The following is a 15,473-nucleotide window of genomic DNA, read 5'->3' on the forward strand; positions in this document are numbered from 1 at the left end:
ACCTATTCTAAAATGTTTTCAAGTCCATAAACAAGTTTGTCTAATTTCATAACTTCCTCAATTGCCAACTTTATCCCTGCCATAAATGACTCACGATTATAGGAATCATGTTTAATGGTTAGGGTTTGTCCAGAACTTCCAAAAATCACTTCTTGGTGGGCTACTAGACCAGGTAGGCGTAAACTATGTATTCTCATACCATCAGAATTTGCCCCTCTTGCACCTGCTAACGTTTCTTTTTCTGCTTCGTGTCCCTGTTCTTTGTAACTTCGTACACTAGATATTAATTCAGCAGTTTTTATTGCGGTTCCAGATGGAGCATCCAATTTTTGATCGTGATGTTTTTCAATAATCTCCACATCAGGAAAGTATTTCGAAGCAGTCTGTGCAAATTGCATCATAAGTACAGCACCAACAGCAAAATTCGGAGCAATCAACCCACCTACTTTTTCTGATTTCGCAACTTCTGTAAGCTCTTCTATTTGTTTAGTTGTAAATCCAGATGTCCCAACAACAGGCCTAACATGATTCTTTAATGCAGCTTTTGTATGTATATAACCTGTTTCAGGAACAGTTAAGTCAATAAAAATATCTGCATGGATTTGTTGAAAACATTCTTCAACACTCTCGTATATTGGAACGTCTAAATCAGGAAGAGACTCAACATCTCTCATTGTTTTACCATCATTTTTACGATCGATGCATGCAACTAATTCAAATGATTCCGTACTGTTAACCAATTGAATTGCTTCAGACCCCATTTTACCTCGTGGTCCTGCTATTATGATTCGTGTCATATCTAGTATCCTCCTATGTTTCTAATCTTTTTTAGTCCAACGGTCCTTATCACGTGTTTCAATTTTATTAATTGACAATTCAAATGCCTCGGAAAGGTCAATATCAAGGGAATTTGCAAAACAAGTCAGCACAAATAGGATGTCACCAAGCTCTTCATCTATCGATTTAATATTCTCAGTTGTCTTTTTAGGCTTCTCACCATAGTAGTGATTCACTTCACGTGCCATCTCCCCCATTTCTTCTGTTAACCTGGCCACAAGACTTAATGGGGAGAAATAACCCTCTTTAAATTGGGAAATATACATATCTACTCGTTTTTGTATCTCAACTGTGTTATAAATAGGTTTGTCGTTTGTCATTATAATCCCCTCATTTTTTATTAATCTCCTTTCATGTTAGCCAAAAGGGTTGATTTTGACAAATTATTTATTTTATAACAGGTAAAAATATGATTGTTGAAGTAATTTAAATTGACTATAATAATAAAAGTGTCTAATTACATAATGATAGGAGGTACATATTATGCTATTTGGATTAAAAATAAAAAATATCTTTTTTATTTTGTTAGGTTCTGCAATCTTTTCCTTTGGAATTGTTCATTTTAATATGCAAAACAATCTTGGTGAAGGTGGATTTACTGGAATCACGTTATTATTTTATTTCTTATGGGAATGGGACCCTGCAATAACCAATATTATATTAAATGTCCCAGTATTTTTTGTAGGTTGGAAATTTCTTGGACGCAGTACATTTATTTATACTATTATTGGTACGTTTGCGGTATCGGTATTTTTAAGTGTATTTCAAATTAATCCATTTGAATTAAACCTGCAAGGAGATATGACGTTGGTTGCATTATTCGCCGGTGTCTTTATCGGGGTTGGACTTGGTATTATTTTTCGTTATGGAGGAACTACTGGTGGCGTAGATATTATTGCACGACTAGTTCATAAATACGTTGGCTGGAGTATGGGAAAAACAATGTTCTTATTTGATGCAGTAGTTATAATAACTTCCGTATTTACGAGCTTGGAGTTAGTTGAAGGTATGTACACATTATTGGCAGTTTATATTGGAGCACGTGTAATTGATTTTATTCAGGAAGGTGCATATGCAGCACGTGGTGCAACAATCATATCCAGTCACAGTGATAAAATCGCAAGCAAAATAAATATAGATATGGACCGTGGAGTTACAGTATTAGCCGGCAGAGGAAGTTTCACTGGTGAAACGCGTGATGTGCTATATTGTATTGTTGGTCGAAATGAAATTGTCCGATTGAAAAATATTATTAATGGCATTGATCCACATGCCTTTGTTGCAGTAAGTTCCGTCCATGATGTTGTTGGTGAGGGATTTACGTTAGATGAAAATAAAAATCCTTTAAACGATGATTAAGGGACAGGCAAGTATGAAAAAATATATAATAAAAGGATGACAACTCACGTGTCATCCTTTTTTTATTAATCTTCACTTGCTACAAACATCAAAATGAATCTGATTAGTTCAGCTACTGCTACTAATGCAGCAGCTACATATGTTAATGCCGCAGCATTGAGTACCTTTTTCGTTTCGCGTTCTTCATTATTTCTTATTACTCCTGTTGAAACCAATTGAGCCATTGCGCGATTAGAGGCATCGAATTCAACTGGTAATGTAACCAACTGAAACAATACAGCAAATGACATAAAAACAATCCCAATTAACAATAAGTTCATTGCACTAAAAATGATTCCCGCTAAAATAAGAAGAAATGAAATCTTTTCTCCAAAGCTAGCGAGAGGAAAGATTGCGTGTCTAAAACGCAAAAATGCATATGATTCTGCATCTTGTATTGCATGTCCTACCTCATGGGCAGCAATTGCAGATGATGCCATTGATTGTCCATGATAGTTACTACTTGAAAGCCTAACTACTTTTTTACGTGGGTCATAGTGATCAGAAAGCGTCCCTCTAGTTTCTTCCACCTGAACATCATATATCCCATTATCATTTAATATTTTTCGAGCAACTTCTGCACCAGTCATATAGGAAGAAGTTGCCTTTTTTGAATACTTTTTATACGTACTTTTCACTTTTGATTGAGCCCATATCGGGATAGCCATTAATAGGACAATATATATAATATATCCACCAAGTCCACCTAGCATTTACATTCCTCCATCGTTTAGTATAAATATACTACCTTAAGGTCAATTTTAGTCAATAATTAAAGTCAAGTCAACTATTTGGATCATTATTTGCACTCTTTTTTTTATCGCCTTTATATTTTCTCCAACCAACATACGTTAATGTAATTGCAATTAATCCACCTACAATTCCTACCGTCCAATAAAACGGTGTCATATCTTTAGATGTAGTCGAGTGTGCTGATGCAACAATGTCCATTGCATAAACGGAACATGGAAAATAAACATAAATCCCTATGATTATTGCTACAAGCACCGAAAACAAAGATATTTTATTGCGTTTCATAGAGATCACCTCATATACATCGTTCTATCATTAATGTATGAGGTGAAATTCAATTATATAACAGGGACTTACAGCTTTATTTTGAGTTTATTGTTTGTTAATACATAAGCAATCATAATGGATAAAATACTTAGCCAAAAGGTGAAATATCCAATTTCATTCATGTAGTCAGTTAGAGACCCATACATGGGCATCATTTCAAACACATAATCAATAATATCATTGTGTAGTGTCCAAACTGCTGCAACCATTATATGCCTTAACCTTATTTTGTAAAATGGTGCATAAAGCAAACCTTGAATCGCCATCGCACCATGTGATGCAATTAGCATATACCCCTGCCAGCTTAAAGATCCGTCAACGACAAGTGTTAGTATATTCATTAACACGGCCCATACGCCATACTTAAACAAGGTAATCATTGCAAGCGCTTCGATATAAGGAGCATTTTTTTTTAATAAGAAGAAAAAAAGTACGAATGTAAAAAACAAGCTTGCTGTGGGGCTGTCGGGTACAAATATTAGAAAGATTGCGGGTGTAATGGCCAATTGGCTCTCATACCAAATATATCCGTATATCGTTCCAAATAAATTAATAATAAATAAAATAAGTATAAACGTTTGATTCTGTAATATGTATTTAACCATTTAGAAAGTCCCTTCTATATCGTTCCTGCAAAAATCTTTAAATAGATAAAGACACCTTCACCAATTGAAATGGCAAAGGTGTCTATTTAATATCCTATTTTGCTTCTTCATTAACAGAGACAATAAACTCTGCCAATTGTTTTAATTCTTTATCAGTACCCTTAAATACACCTGGTGGCATTGATCCAGTACCTTCTTGTGCAATTTTCATAATTTCATCTGCAGAACGGTCAATTCCAATCAATGAAGGTGCAGCAGCTCCACCTTGTAAGGAATCGCCATGACAAGACATACAGTTACTTTCAAAAACTTTATATCCCGGAGCTTCTTTATCAATTTCTACGGAAGCAACCGGTTTGTTTGCTTCTGCACGAGCTTCCCAATCAACATGTTCCGCTGATTCATATGTTAACCACATTACAGATGCTACAGCAAGTAACATCATACCAACAGCAATCGGGCGCTGATGTGGTCTTCTGCCTGGTCCTTTGTCTAAGAATGGTGCTAATAAAAGTCCACCAAATGCAAGTCCAGGTATTAAAAGAATACCAAATAAAATATATGGTCCACTTGCAAATTTATATTTTAATAATTCATATAAGAACAAGAAGTACCAATCCGGTAATGGTATATAACTTGCATTAGTTGGATCTGCCATACCCTCTAAAGGTGATGGATGTGCGATTGTAACACAAAGAAAACCAATTAGAAAGACAGCACCAACTAACCACTCTTTTAATAAGAAGTTAGGCCAAAAAGCTTCTGTTCTACCAGGATACTCAGAATAGTCTTTTGGCATATTCGGCTTTTTATCAGCGGATATACGTGAGTCGCCGACAAATTTCATTCCTTTACCCTTATGCACAGTTTTCCCCTCCTTTTATTATAGTGGTCCAGAAATACCTTGTTTACGGATTAACAAAAAGTGAACAGCCATTAATCCAAACAGTGCTGCTGGTAAGAAGAATACGTGGATCGCAAAGAATCGTGTTAATGTTTGCGCTCCAACGATATGTGCATCACCGGCAAGTAGTATTTTTATTTGTTCTCCAATAAATGGTACCTGTTCAGCAATTTCCAGTCCTACCTGAGTCGCAAAGTAGGCTTTGTTATCCCATGGCAATAGGTAACCAGTAAAGCCTAGACCAAGCATACAGAAAAATAATAGTACCCCTACCATCCAGTTAAGCTCACGCGGTTTTTTATACGCGCCTTGGAAAAATACGCGCAATGTATGTAAAAATATCATTACAATAACAACACTTGCGCCCCAGTGGTGCATGCCTCGTACAATTTGACCGTGAGCTACTTCTGTTTGCAAGTAATAAACAGATTTCCATGCATTTTCGATATCAGGAACATAATACATTGTTAGGAACATTCCTGATAAAATTTGTATTACTGTAACGAAAAATGTTAAGCCCCCAAAACAATATACAAAAGCAGAGAAATGATGGGCAGGATTAACATGTTCAGGTACTTCATGATCCGCTATATCGCGCCATAATGGCGTAATATCGATACGATCATCAATCCAGTCATATAATTTTTGTAGCATTAATGATTACGCCTCCCCTCTTGGATGTGCTCTACCAAGGTATAACATCCCATTTTCAACTTTACTCTCATATACGTCTAGCGCTGCTGTCGGTGGTGTTCCAGGAATATTTTGTCCATCCTTATGATAGCGTCCGCCATGACATGGGCAGTAAAATTGGTCTGGATAATCTTCGCTACCTTCCCAAGAAACAACACAACCAAGGTGCTTACAAATTGGGGAAAGTGCTACAACTTCATCATTATCATTTTTATAAACCCATGCAGATTTACCAACTTTAGATTCATACCATGCATCCACTTGATCAATTTTCCAATCGACACGTTGTGGTTCTGTGGTGATATCTTCTACAGCTAAGCCAACATTTACTAAATCGCCTGCTGAAGACTCCTGCAGAACCGGATCAACTGCCATACGTAACATAGGAACAAGCATTCCAGCTGCCATAAATCCACCTACACCTGTTAGTGTATAATTTAGAAACTGTCGACGGGATACTTGTTGCTTTTTTTCACTCATGATTTTCCCCCCTCTATTCGTTTATCACGGACAAATATATTTTAATCAGATTACTAGGACATTACCATGATAGCGCAAAGTATTTGTCGGGTCAATATTTATTCATTATTGTTACAAAAGTTTCGCAAAAACATACAACCACCGATGCAAATGATAGTTTATCCTTACCAGTAGGATTTTATAAACTCACCAATTTGCTCTACTTGATCATGAATAAAAGAACGCATTTCATTAGATTTTAAATCTCCAGATTGAATACCAGGTAACCATATCAACGTTCCATCTAAGGCTTGTTCATTTTTTTTCCAAGTTGAATCAAATGTGACAAAAAATACATTCTTAAATGGTTGAGACAATGCATCACCCGCCCATGAATTGATTCGTTTCAATTCCTCTTCTTTACTTCCACTTTTTAAATAATGATAATTAGGAGTTAACATTACTCGACCTGATAATTCTTTTTCGATTTCTTTAGCAAATATAGATAGCACTTCACTCTGAAATGCATTTTTCTCTAGTTCCGAATCCTGTGATAAATGATATGGAATTAATGGAACTATAATCGTATCAACGTATTCCTTTGCCTGTATGTATTGCTGTAGATCTTCTTTAATCCATTGCATGCTTTTGTCGACCTCTTTCTTTATTCTTGTTCATATTTAAAAAAATTATTAATCATAATTATAAATACTATCTTATTTACACAAAAAAAATCAACCTATTGCTTAAGCAACTTAGGCTGATTTGAATAGTAAGCTTCTAGTTTATGTAGCTGTTCTACTAGCTTTAAAAACGTTTGTTCATCCTTATTATCCAAAGAACGATCAATTTGCTCCCGAAGCATTTTCTTTTTATAGTTATATAATGAGTTATCTAAAAGTTTTTTTGCCAGCTCCTGATCCTTTTTAGTGATAAAGAATCCCTCTGGAATAAATGGATTATCTTCTAAAACAGCTACATAAAAAGCATTCTGATTTGCGTTTTTAAAATTTAATTGAATGTACAATGGCTCTTTTTGATTTAAACGTATATCGTGAAATGACTTTTCTGCGTCAGTTGTCACCAATTGATTCTTATAAAAACGAAAAGGGACTTCATCAGAGCAGTGACTACTCATTACAATCGCTCTTGGACAAAACCTTGCTTCTCTTATGAAATGGACATTTGTTAACAGGTCGTCATGGTTTACTAAATAATTTAATATCCATACACTTTCTCTCTTTTTCAATTGAAAATGATTTAAAAACCAATCTATAAAGCTTTTTTTATCTTGTACGGAAATAGGAGTCTGCACTTAAGTTGCCTCCTTTACATTCAATTAGAATTTATTGTTACCATTCATAATCGATTTACTGTCTTAATCGATTATAAAATTCCTCAACATCTATGTCCTCTGGCTGTAGTTGTAAATATGCTTTAAATAACGGTAAAGCTTCTTTGCTCCTCCCTTCTTCAATAAGAAAATATGCGAATTCTTTTAAAAATTCACTATCTTGATTAAGATTATTATATGCTTCCCTGTAATGATTTAATGCATTATTATACGACTCAATTTCATTATACGCTCTTGCAAGTTCCCATTCATAAAGAGCATCTTCTGCACCATATTGCTTGATTTCATTTATAAGCTCAATAATCCCATTATGGCTATCTCTCGCTTTTAACAACTCAATTAAAAACATAATTGCTTCTTTATAATCTGGATCTAATGCAACAGCTTGTCGGATCCATTCTTCACTTTCATCATTGTTATTTAATTGATGAGCAAGTGTTCCCGCATAGAAATATAACTCTTTATTGAATTCATCAACCTGTAAACCTTTTTTGGCTGTATTGTACGCTTCTTTTGGTAGTTCTTCTTCCTCATATGCTTTCGCCAATTGGTAATAAACAGTATGATAATACGGATCAAGTGTAATAACTTGCTCCCAGGCCTTGATTGCAATATCGAGTCTTCCAGCTTGTGATGCTGTAAACCCATATTTAAATAATGTATCAGAGTTTTCACTATCAATGCTTTGGAAAATTTCTAATGCTTTCTCATATTCGCCAATTGCGGCATAGGCTTCTGCTAAACGGTCATTGATGGAAACATTTGCTATTTCATTTGTTTTTACGATAATTTTTTCATAATACGTAATTGATTTTTTATAATCCCCAGTTGAAAATAACAATTCTCCTAGCGCAAAATCGATAATTGGTTCATTTGGATTCAAATTTTTTGCTGCCAATAACTTCTGTTCAGCTACTTCAAATAGTCCTTGAGCTTGATATAAATCAGCAAGTTGTATTAATGCTTGGATATATGACTCATCGTCTTCACCAATTTCATTTAGTAAGTTAATAGCTTCTTCATCATTGTCCAATTCTATATATATATCAGCAAGCATGACTTTCAATTCACTTTCTGCCGGATATTGTTGGAGCATTTCATTTAAAATAACACTAGCTTCTTGAAGGAACCCCCATTGTATATATAATTCAGCAATTGTAAACCTTTCTTCTTCATCAGCCAATGGCAAATAATTCTCTAAGAGTGCTATTGCTTCATTCATTTTCTTTGCTTCCATTAAATTTACTGCTTCCATAATTGTTTCCACCCGAAACATCCTCTCTACCGTACAATAAAACTGTATGATAGATTTTATCATACATGTGAAGAAAAGAAAAAAGAATCCGCACTGTGCAGATTCTTCTATCATTAGCTAAGATCTTTTCACATAGTTTGTTGCAATTTATAGAAACTGCGACATAACTTAAAATCTTGTTTGACGTCCTGCGACCGCTACGGAAAATACTACGCTTAACACGGGCTCACACTAAGCCTCCTCGCTCGCAAAGACCGCTCCCTGTGGGGTCTCATCGTCTTCGCTTTCCCGTAGGAGTCTCTGTATATTTCCATCATTGGTGTTGTGATTTTTTTAATCCAATTTCAATGATGAGAAATAGAAACGCATATATTTTCTTACAAGCAGCCCGTATACACGTAGACTCTTGGGAAATGAGACCCTTAAAGAAGTTAGTACGAGGACGCTCTCCAACCGCCCCCGAAAAGAATAGTGTATACGGACTGTGGGGCAAAGAGCAACTAAAAATGCGAAATCAACATAGCTCTTACATCTCATTTTATATCAACTATTAAATAAAATTCAGCATGTTAAAAAGCAACAATCTTCTAGAAAACATCCTTAGCTTAAAACTAAATTTAAATCATCAAAAAAATCTGGATATGAAATGGCAATACTTGCATCATCATCCAAAATAACCTTATCTTCTGTAATCAATGAAGCAATTGCAATCATCATGGCTATGCGGTGATCATCGTATGACGCTACACTTCCACTTATTAATTGCGTCTTACCATGAATAATCATCCCATCATCCGTAGCCTCTATTTTTGCTCCAAGTGTAGACAATACATCGACAACAGCTGCAATCCTATCCGTTTCTTTGTACCTTAGTTCACCAGCGTCTCGAATTATCGTCGTACCTTCAGCTTGCGTTGCTAAAAGAGCAAGGATAGGAATTTCATCTATCAATCTAGGAATAATATCCCCACCGATTACGATACTTTTTAGCTTCCTATAAGAAACGGAAAGGTCACCAATGCGTTCACCACCAACAGTTTGTTCATTAGTAATTTCAATGCTTGCACCCATATTTACCATAACATCTATAATACCTGTTCTAGTGTTGTTAAGACCAACATTTTTCAAGGTAATTGAACTTTCTGGAACAATTGTTGCAGCAACTAGAAAAAAGGCTGCAGATGAAATGTCTCCTGGCACGAGAACATCTATTGCTTTCAATGCATTTTTATTTGTAATAACTGTATGGTTCTTATGTCTTTTTATGTCAGCGCCAAAAGCATGTAACATATTTTCAGTATGGTCCCTAGTTGAAATTTCCTCAATTACTTCTGTCTCACCCTCAGCAAATAGACCTGCTAATAAAACCGCTGATTTCACTTGAGCGCTTTTAACTGGAAGTGCATAGCGTATCCCGCTTAACTCCCCACCCCGAATTGCTAGTGGTAAGTTGCTTCCTTGATTTCGTCCATCGAATGAAGCCCCCATTTGTGTTAGAGGATCCACAACTCTATCCATTGGGCGCTTGGTTAACGATTCATCACCATATGCAGTTGTAAAAAATGGTAAACCAGCCAACACACCTAACATTAGTCTCGCTGTTGTACCAGAATTTCCAAAGTATAATGGAGTGGTTGGTTCTGTTAAGGATGAAGCACCCTTACTTTGAATGAATAGTGTTGTATTTTCTTTCTTTATCACGACACCCATTGCTCTGAATGTATTAACGGTTCTCATACAGTCTTCACCATCTAAAAAGTTATCAACTCTTGTTGTACCATTCGCCATAGATCCAAACATTACAGATCTGTGGGATATTGATTTATCTCCAGGTACGTTGATAACCCCAGATAAAGGTTTAGAACTTGGATACAATACCTTCTTATCCATACTACATCACATCCTTATGTATCTGTATAGAATTACTCATCTATCATCATTTCATATCCATGTTTCCCTAGTAAAGTATAGCTTTGTAATTGTGCATTTTTAGTAGGAAAACTTAACCGTAGAACACCTGTTATCCCATCGCGAATCTCTAAAATTTCAATATTATTTATACTTATTTCCTCTGTCGCGAGTAATTGTGCAACAGTTGCTATTGCCCCTGATTGATCTCGAATATCAACATATAAATCATGGAATGCCGGTATTGCACCTTTTTCTTTGTGTCCTAGTCCATCCCTATACTCTTTTGCTTGCTGTAAATAACTAATTATCCGATTCTTATCATTATTTTCAAGTAAATCTTTCAACTCACTCATTTCAGTTATCCAATCCGCTAACAATTGTGACATTTTGCCTCGATTATGATAAAAAATATCTTGCCACATCTCTGGATTACTTGATGCAATTCGTGTTATATCGCGGAACCCTCCAGCTGCGAGTTTTGGAATATATTCGTGTGTAAGCTCCCACTTTTTTGCTTGATGAACTAATGAAGATGCAATTAAATGTGGAAAATGAGAAATAACCCCTGTCATCTCATCATGTTCATTTGGATGTAAAATAACAAAATGACTTTTTGTATCCTTTAGTAATTGTTGTAGCGCTTCTATATGCTCACTTGCACAATTCAATAAAGGTGTTAAAACAAAAATTGCATTTTCAAATAAATGCTCCTTTGCTGCAGTGATCCCTTTTTTATGTGAACCTGCCATTGGATGACCTCCAATGAAGGTGATATTACGGTTTGATAACGATTTAGCAGTTTTCATTATTGGCTCTTTAACAGAAGAAACATCTGTTACAATCACATTATGATCCAGCTCAATTTTATCTAACTTTTGCATGATTGCAATCGTCTGAGATATTGGAGTTCCAATAATTACAAAGTCTAAATCTTTAATCGCTTCGGTAACTGATGTACATGATTCATCAATAATTCCATTCATCAGTGCATATTCAATTGTTTTTTCATTAGTATCGTAGCCAATAATATAATTTTCATTAGATTGTGCAAGATTTTTTGCTAATGATCCACCAATTAAGCCGAGACCAACCATTAGTATCTTTCGTTTCCCCATTAAAATCACCTACAACGTTTAAATTCTTGAATAATCGACTGTAATTTCTCCATATCTTGTTTATTACCAATGGTTATACGAACAGTATTTGGACAACCTATTCCTTCTCCTGGTCTAACAATATATCCGTGCTTAAGTAAATATGCGAACATTTCATTACCAGATACCGGTAACGAAACACACAAAAAGTTTGTATGTGAGTCGTAGTATGACCAGCCTATATTATCTAAAAAATGCTGAAACGTTTCTTTAATGAATTTGTTTTTTTCATAAGTTTCTTTAATAAACGATTCATCTTCTAAAGCAATTAACGCTGCCTTTTGAGTATAAGAAGTTGTATTAAAAGGACCTCTGACAACATTAAGTTTTGTTATTATCTGCTCAGATCCAACCCCGTAACCAATGCGCAAACCAGCTAATCCGTATGCCTTTGAAAATGTTCTTAGTACTAATAAATTAGAATAATTGTTTATGTTATTGATGGCATCTGGATCTAATCCTGGTTCAACATATTCATAATAAGCCTCATCCAAGACTATTAATACATCCCTTGGGCATTTATTTAAAAATGAGTAAAATTCATCTTTGGGTGTTAGGCACCCAGTTGGATTATTAGGTGAACAAAGCCAAACAACTTTTGTATTTTCATCAATTGCATGAACCATCGATTCTAAGTCATGATACCCATTAACGGTTGGTATTTCCTTAATTTCCGCACCCTCTATTTGCGCATTATGTTTATATTGTGGAAACGTAGGAGCAGCCATAACTGTGTTAACACCTGGATATAAAAATGCACGGCAGGTTAATTGCACAAGCTCATCAGAACCGCTACCAAAAACAAGCTGGTTTTCTTCTATTTGTAGTTTCGTGGCCAATGCGGTTCTAAGTTCAGCAGTATAGCCATCTGGGTATATAGCAAAATCATGGAGCATGTTTGGTAATTGTTCTTGTAACTTGGAAGAATAGCCAAAAGGATTTTCATTCGATGCTAACTTTACAATTCGAGTTAATCCATATTCTTTTTTTACTTCTTCAATTTGCATACCTTGTTTATATGGGGTCATTTGACTCAAAATACTTTTTCCATTCACTGTTATTCGCCTGCCTTATTTAGGTCTGGTCGTAAACGAATTGCTTCATTATGAAATACATGTTTTATTTGTGATTGGGCAACATCTGTATTTACAACCATCATAACTCTTATACAATTCTTAAGACTGTTAGGAACATCAATTTCTGTCATACACATTACAGGTACATACTTCCAGCCCTGAATTTGCCTTAATGATTTTGCAGGAAACCCTGCATTCAGATCTTTTGTGACGGAAATAAATACATGGGAGATTGATTCCACTTTAACTTTATTATTCTTAACCATCTCTTCAACAAGTGATTTCGTGTTTGAAAGAATTTGCAGTTCATCATTTTCTGTAACCGTCGTAGCCCCTCTTACTCCACGTATCAACTAACCACCAACTCTCTAATAAAATTGTCCAGTAACTGTGTAAGCTCATGATCATTTATTTCGACAACTGTTGGATCTGCAAGCTTTCGCAGCACAACCATTTGTATTTTTTTATTTACGGTTTTTTTATCTGATTTCATCTTCTTTATAATCTTATCTGTGTTTAAATTGTCTAATTGTAAAGGGTAAAGATTATTTCGCAACCAATGATAAAATGCATCGTATGGAAGATTAATAGAAAAAAAAGATTCACTTACCCTTAAAGCAAATAACGTGCCAATTGCAACTGCTTCTCCATGGGTTAGCGTTCCGTATCCTTTTTCTGCTTCTAATGCATGACCAAGTGTGTGGCCAAAATTTAAATATTTACGAATCCCAGTCTCTTTTTCATCATTTTCAACGATAGAAGCTTTGATTTTAATTCCGGTTTGCAAGTGTTTTTCTAATTGTTCAGTAGTTATCGCTTGTAAATTTGTATTTAATAACACTTGTAAAAAGTCACCATCTGCTATAAATGCTTCTTTTATTAATTCAGCATACCCGGACCGTATTTCTTTTTCATCTAATGATTTCAATGTCTGTATATCATAAACAACTGCAACAGGTGGATAAAAACTGCCAATCATATTTTTACCTAAATCATGATTAATCGCTACTTTTCCACCTACACTACTGTCATGAGCTAAAATAGTAGTTGGCATTTGTATATAATCTATTCCGCGCATGTAGGTAGACGCTACAAAACCGGCAATATCCCCTATAACTCCACCACCTAGTGCAATAATAAGTGATTGTCTATCCAGGCCAAAGTTAATCGCTTCTGTTTGAAGCTGGTAATACGTATTTATATTTTTAGAACTTTCACCCGATGGAATGACAGAATAAAAAACCTGTTCATTTACAGAAAAATTGCTTTTTACATCTTTCAAATACAACTTACTTACCGTTTCATCTGAAATGATTAAAATAGAGGAATATTCTTTAGGTAAAAAGCCCTTAATATTAAATCTAATATTTTCACCGGTATAAATGTTGTATGGATGTGTACTCGTATTGATTGTTATTTTCTCCACTAAAAGCACCTTATTTCTTCGCGATAATCTGCTACAGCTTTTTGTAAAGTAGGAAATTGATCACTTGGAAATTGTTCTGTTATCGCCCGTGCTAATTCAAACGCAACGACATGCTCCATAACAACAGAAGCCGCTGGTACAGCACAGGAATCAGATCTTTCGACACTAGCATTAAAAGGTTCCTTGGTTTCAATGTCAATACTCTGTAATGGTTTATATAATGTCGGGATTGGCTTCATAACACCCTTTACAACGATAGGCATTCCAGTTGTCATTCCCCCCTCAAAACCGCCTAAACGATTTGTTTTTCGATAATATCCATCCTCTTCGTTCCAAGCAATTTCATCGTGCACTTGGCTACCATTTTTTCTCGCTGCTTCAAATCCAATACCAAACTCTACACCTTTAAAAGCATTGATACTTATAACGCTACCTGCAATTCTGCTGTCAAGCTTTCGATCATAGTGTACATAAGAACCAACACCAGCAGGCATTCCCTCGACATAAACCTCTACAACACCACCGATTGAGTCCCCATCTTTTTTTGCTTTATCAATCGCATCCATCATAGATTTTTCAACGCTTTTATCAAGTGTCCGTACAGGTGATTCCTCTGCTATCATTTTGCGGTCCTCTATAGATAAAGAACTATCCTCACTTGCTCTAATACCAGCTATTTCTTTTACATAGGCTGTTACTTCAATTCCTAACTGTTTAAGCATCGTCTTCGCAACGGCTCCTGCTGCTACTCGTGCAGCTGTTTCTCTTGCTGAAGAACGCTCTAAAACGTTACGCATATCACGATGACCATATTTTAAAGCACCATTCAGATCAGCGTGACCAGGTCTTGGTCGTGATACAGTTCTCCTAATTTTCGTATCTTCTTCTATAGGGTCTTCACCCATCACATCTAACCAATGTTTAAAGTCATCATTATGTATAACTAAGGAAATAGGTGATCCTATTGTATAACCATGTCGTATACCACTCGTGATTTCAACTAAATCCTTTTCAATTTGCATTCGTTTACCACGTCCATGCCCTTTTTGCCTACGAAGTAATGAAGCATTAATATCTTCTTTAACTATTTGCATGTTTGAAGGAATACCCTCGATAATTGTTGTTAATTGTTTTCCATGAGACTCTCCTGCAGTTAAGTAGCGCATTTAAATTCCTCCATCTCCGTAATTTGTATTACTATACCATATCACAGTCGTTTATAGTTAAAATTCAAAAAAATTATTTCGAATTTAATGTATAATTTGTAATTATAAATCGAGATAATTATTTATGCAATTTTTTTAAACAATACAAAAATACT

The 15,473-nt window shown here is 35.2% G+C and carries 18 protein-coding genes; 1 reads left to right on the forward strand and 17 read right to left on the reverse strand.

The window, feature by feature from the left end; all coding sequences use genetic code 11:
- Positions 1–2: 2 nt before the first annotated feature.
- Both dapB and CS937_RS10160 read right to left on the reverse strand, forming a co-directional pair.
- Positions 3–797: a 4-hydroxy-tetrahydrodipicolinate reductase gene (dapB, locus tag CS937_RS10155; protein WP_099158342.1), complete on the reverse strand. Its 795-nt coding sequence runs from the start codon at positions 795–797 to the stop codon at positions 3–5.
- A gap of 21 nt (positions 798–818) precedes the next feature.
- On the reverse strand, positions 819–1,157 hold the full coding sequence (locus CS937_RS10160; protein ID WP_099158343.1) for a nucleotide pyrophosphohydrolase: 339 nt from the start codon (positions 1,155–1,157) through the stop codon (positions 819–821).
- Between the two features lie 163 nt (positions 1,158–1,320).
- Here CS937_RS10160 and CS937_RS10165 point away from each other — a divergent pair, with 163 nt between their 5' ends.
- On the forward strand, positions 1,321–2,196 hold the full coding sequence (locus CS937_RS10165) for a YitT family protein (RefSeq protein ID WP_099158344.1): 876 nt from the start codon (positions 1,321–1,323) through the stop codon (positions 2,194–2,196).
- 65 nt (positions 2,197–2,261) lie between these two features.
- Here CS937_RS10165 and CS937_RS10170 read toward each other — a convergent pair whose 3' ends face one another.
- The 15 genes from CS937_RS10170 to aroC all read right to left on the reverse strand — a co-directional run bounded on the left by CS937_RS10170 (position 2,262) and on the right by aroC (position 15,318).
- Positions 2,262–2,948: a zinc metallopeptidase gene (locus CS937_RS10170; protein ID WP_099158345.1), complete on the reverse strand. Its 687-nt coding sequence runs from the start codon at positions 2,946–2,948 to the stop codon at positions 2,262–2,264.
- Positions 2,949–3,018: 70 nt separating this feature from the next.
- Positions 3,019–3,273, reverse strand: coding sequence for a sporulation protein YpjB (locus CS937_RS20005; protein WP_099158346.1), 255 nt, complete (start codon positions 3,271–3,273; stop codon positions 3,019–3,021).
- Positions 3,274–3,341: 68 nt separating this feature from the next.
- On the reverse strand, positions 3,342–3,920 hold the full coding sequence (lhaT, locus tag CS937_RS10180; protein ID WP_099158347.1) for a lipoprotein heptaprenylglyceryl N-acetyltransferase LhaT: 579 nt from the start codon (positions 3,918–3,920) through the stop codon (positions 3,342–3,344).
- 94 nt (positions 3,921–4,014) lie between these two features.
- Entirely contained in the window at positions 4,015–4,785 is a 771-nt protein-coding gene (locus CS937_RS10185; protein WP_099158348.1) for a menaquinol-cytochrome c reductase cytochrome b/c subunit, read from the reverse strand.
- 18 nt (positions 4,786–4,803) lie between these two features.
- Positions 4,804–5,478 (reverse strand): menaquinol-cytochrome c reductase cytochrome b subunit, encoded by a 675-nt coding sequence (gene qcrB / locus CS937_RS10190; RefSeq protein ID WP_099158349.1) that lies wholly within the window; start codon positions 5,476–5,478, stop codon positions 4,804–4,806.
- A 6-nt stretch (positions 5,479–5,484) separates the two neighbouring features.
- Entirely contained in the window at positions 5,485–5,997 is a 513-nt protein-coding gene (locus CS937_RS10195; RefSeq protein WP_099158350.1) for a QcrA and Rieske domain-containing protein, read from the reverse strand.
- 164 nt (positions 5,998–6,161) lie between these two features.
- A complete protein-coding gene (locus CS937_RS10200) occupies positions 6,162–6,620 on the reverse strand; it encodes a DUF2487 family protein (protein ID WP_099158351.1) in 459 nt (152 codons plus the stop codon).
- A gap of 95 nt (positions 6,621–6,715) precedes the next feature.
- Entirely contained in the window at positions 6,716–7,291 is a 576-nt protein-coding gene (locus tag CS937_RS10205) for a ReoY family proteolytic degradation factor (RefSeq protein ID WP_099158352.1), read from the reverse strand.
- Positions 7,292–7,346: 55 nt separating this feature from the next.
- Positions 7,347–8,585 carry a tetratricopeptide repeat protein gene (locus CS937_RS10210; RefSeq protein ID WP_245835729.1) on the reverse strand — a complete coding sequence of 413 codons (1,239 nt, stop codon included), beginning with the start codon at positions 8,583–8,585 and terminating at the stop codon, positions 7,347–7,349.
- A gap of 600 nt (positions 8,586–9,185) precedes the next feature.
- Positions 9,186–10,475, reverse strand: a complete 1,290-nt coding sequence (gene aroA / locus CS937_RS10215; RefSeq protein ID WP_099158354.1) for a 3-phosphoshikimate 1-carboxyvinyltransferase — start codon at positions 10,473–10,475, stop codon at positions 9,186–9,188.
- A 32-nt stretch (positions 10,476–10,507) separates the two neighbouring features.
- Positions 10,508–11,611, reverse strand: a complete 1,104-nt coding sequence (locus CS937_RS10220; protein WP_099158355.1) for a prephenate dehydrogenase — start codon at positions 11,609–11,611, stop codon at positions 10,508–10,510.
- A gap of 5 nt (positions 11,612–11,616) precedes the next feature.
- Positions 11,617–12,705, reverse strand: a complete 1,089-nt coding sequence (hisC, locus tag CS937_RS10225; RefSeq protein ID WP_099158356.1) for a histidinol-phosphate transaminase — start codon at positions 12,703–12,705, stop codon at positions 11,617–11,619.
- A gap of 2 nt (positions 12,706–12,707) precedes the next feature.
- Positions 12,708–13,079 (reverse strand): chorismate mutase, encoded by a 372-nt coding sequence (aroH, locus tag CS937_RS10230; protein ID WP_099158357.1) that lies wholly within the window; start codon positions 13,077–13,079, stop codon positions 12,708–12,710.
- The gene (aroB, locus tag CS937_RS10235) at positions 13,076–14,152 is read right to left on the reverse strand and encodes a 3-dehydroquinate synthase (RefSeq protein ID WP_099158358.1); all 1,077 of its coding nucleotides are present in this window, start codon (positions 14,150–14,152) and stop codon (positions 13,076–13,078) included. The genes aroH and aroB overlap by 4 nt, the downstream gene beginning before the upstream one ends.
- The gene (gene aroC / locus CS937_RS10240) at positions 14,152–15,318 is read right to left on the reverse strand and encodes a chorismate synthase (protein ID WP_099158359.1); all 1,167 of its coding nucleotides are present in this window, start codon (positions 15,316–15,318) and stop codon (positions 14,152–14,154) included. The genes aroB and aroC overlap by 1 nt, the downstream gene beginning before the upstream one ends.
- Positions 15,319–15,473: the final 155 nt, after the last annotated feature.

The organism is Virgibacillus ndiopensis (assembly GCF_900187325.1).
In the GTDB taxonomy this organism is placed as follows: domain Bacteria; phylum Bacillota; class Bacilli; order Bacillales; family Amphibacillaceae; genus Virgibacillus_E; species Virgibacillus_E ndiopensis.

Excerpts from the sequence above, each read along its gene's own strand:
- CS937_RS10165 (WP_099158344.1), top strand. The coding sequence starts at position 1,321 with ATGCTATTTGGATTAAAAATAAAAAATATCTTTTTTATTTTGTTAGGT.
- CS937_RS10195 (WP_099158350.1), bottom strand. The coding sequence starts at position 5,997 with ATGAGTGAAAAAAAGCAACAAGTATCCCGTCGACAGTTTCTAAATTAT.
- aroC (WP_099158359.1), bottom strand. The coding sequence starts at position 15,318 with ATGCGCTACTTAACTGCAGGAGAGTCTCATGGAAAACAATTAACAACA.
- CS937_RS10170 (WP_099158345.1), bottom strand. The coding sequence starts at position 2,948 with ATGCTAGGTGGACTTGGTGGATATATTATATATATTGTCCTATTAATG.
- aroA (WP_099158354.1), bottom strand. The coding sequence starts at position 10,475 with ATGGATAAGAAGGTATTGTATCCAAGTTCTAAACCTTTATCTGGGGTT.
- CS937_RS10210 (WP_245835729.1), bottom strand. The coding sequence starts at position 8,585 with ATGGAAGCAGTAAATTTAATGGAAGCAAAGAAAATGAATGAAGCAATA.
- CS937_RS10200 (WP_099158351.1), bottom strand. The coding sequence starts at position 6,620 with ATGCAATGGATTAAAGAAGATCTACAGCAATACATACAGGCAAAGGAA.
- lhaT (WP_099158347.1), bottom strand. The coding sequence starts at position 3,920 with ATGGTTAAATACATATTACAGAATCAAACGTTTATACTTATTTTATTT.
- CS937_RS10160 (WP_099158343.1), bottom strand. The coding sequence starts at position 1,157 with ATGACAAACGACAAACCTATTTATAACACAGTTGAGATACAAAAACGA.
- qcrB (WP_099158349.1), bottom strand. The coding sequence starts at position 5,478 with ATGCTACAAAAATTATATGACTGGATTGATGATCGTATCGATATTACG.
- CS937_RS10220 (WP_099158355.1), bottom strand. The coding sequence starts at position 11,611 with ATGGGGAAACGAAAGATACTAATGGTTGGTCTCGGCTTAATTGGTGGA.
- CS937_RS20005 (WP_099158346.1), bottom strand. The coding sequence starts at position 3,273 with ATGAAACGCAATAAAATATCTTTGTTTTCGGTGCTTGTAGCAATAATC.
- dapB (WP_099158342.1), bottom strand. The coding sequence starts at position 797 with ATGACACGAATCATAATAGCAGGACCACGAGGTAAAATGGGGTCTGAA.